Source organism: Vibrio sp. Vb0667 (assembly GCF_033391095.1).
This window is the reverse complement of record NZ_JAWPOL010000433.1, coordinates 1-1,018: the sequence shown is the minus strand read 5'-3', so window position 1 is coordinate 1,018 and position 1,018 is coordinate 1. Positions and strand designations below refer to the sequence as shown.

At 42.9% G+C, this 1,018-nt stretch carries 1 protein-coding gene; it reads left to right on the top strand.

The genetic code is table 11. The annotated features are described in order from the left end of the window. Positions 1-269: 269 nt before the first annotated feature. Positions 270-1,018: 2-hydroxyacid dehydrogenase (locus R8269_RS26460; RefSeq protein ID WP_318223067.1), on the top strand; the 749-nt coding region annotated here is incomplete at its 3' end.

Here is a 1,018-nt window from a genome sequence, read left to right as displayed (position 1 = left end):
CCAATCCACACAGAATTAAAGCACACCATTTTATCGACATTGCCAGAACGTCCAAACCAAGAGTCAGAAGGAAATAAAAGAGAAGCTATGCTAGTCAGATGATGCTCACAAAGCAATCTGATTATAACGTTGAGACGTAAAAAAGACGGTGCTAATCGCATCTTGATATTACTGAGATTTAAGCAAAGATTTCGCTATTCATTAAGCCTAAGTTGCATTACTTTATAAGTAGATTTATTTATAAAACCCATACTTTTTGGGAGGGAACTATGATTAACATTGCTTTTTTTAGTGCAAAATCCTACGACGAAGCCTCTTTTAATAAAATTAAGAACAATCGCGACTTCGAATTTCACTATCACGACTTTCGACTCACCGAAAAAACCGCAAAAATGGCGCACGGTTGTGACGTGGTGTGCGCTTTCGTCAATGATGATCTTTCTGCTCCCGTTCTAAAACAACTTTCCTTGGGCGGAACAAAACTCATTGCGATGCGTTGTGCTGGCTTCGATAAAGTAGATCAACAAGCGGCTAAAGAGCTTGGCCTTCAAGTTGTGCGAGTGCCTGCATACTCTCCCGAAGCGGTCGCCGAGCATACCGTCGGTTTGATGATGTGTTTGAATCGTCGTCTCCACAAAGCGTATCAACGCACCCGTGATGCCAACTTCTCTTTAGAAGGATTAGTTGGCTTCAACTTTTTCGGCAAAACCGTTGGCGTTATCGGCACCGGCAAGATTGGTATCGCCACGATGCGAATCTTTAAAGGCTTAGGGATGGAACTGCTTTGCTACGACCCTTACGAAAATCCTCTGGCTTTAGAAATGGGTGCACGATACTGCTCTCTTGAAGAGATTTACGCCAATGCAGATATTATCTCTCTTCACTGTCCAATGAGCGAAGAAAACTACCACCTATTGAACGAAAACGCTTTTGCTCAAATGAAAGATGGCGTGATGATCATCAATACAAGCCGCGGTGAGTTACTCGACTCTGTCGCCGCTATCGAAGCACTTAAACA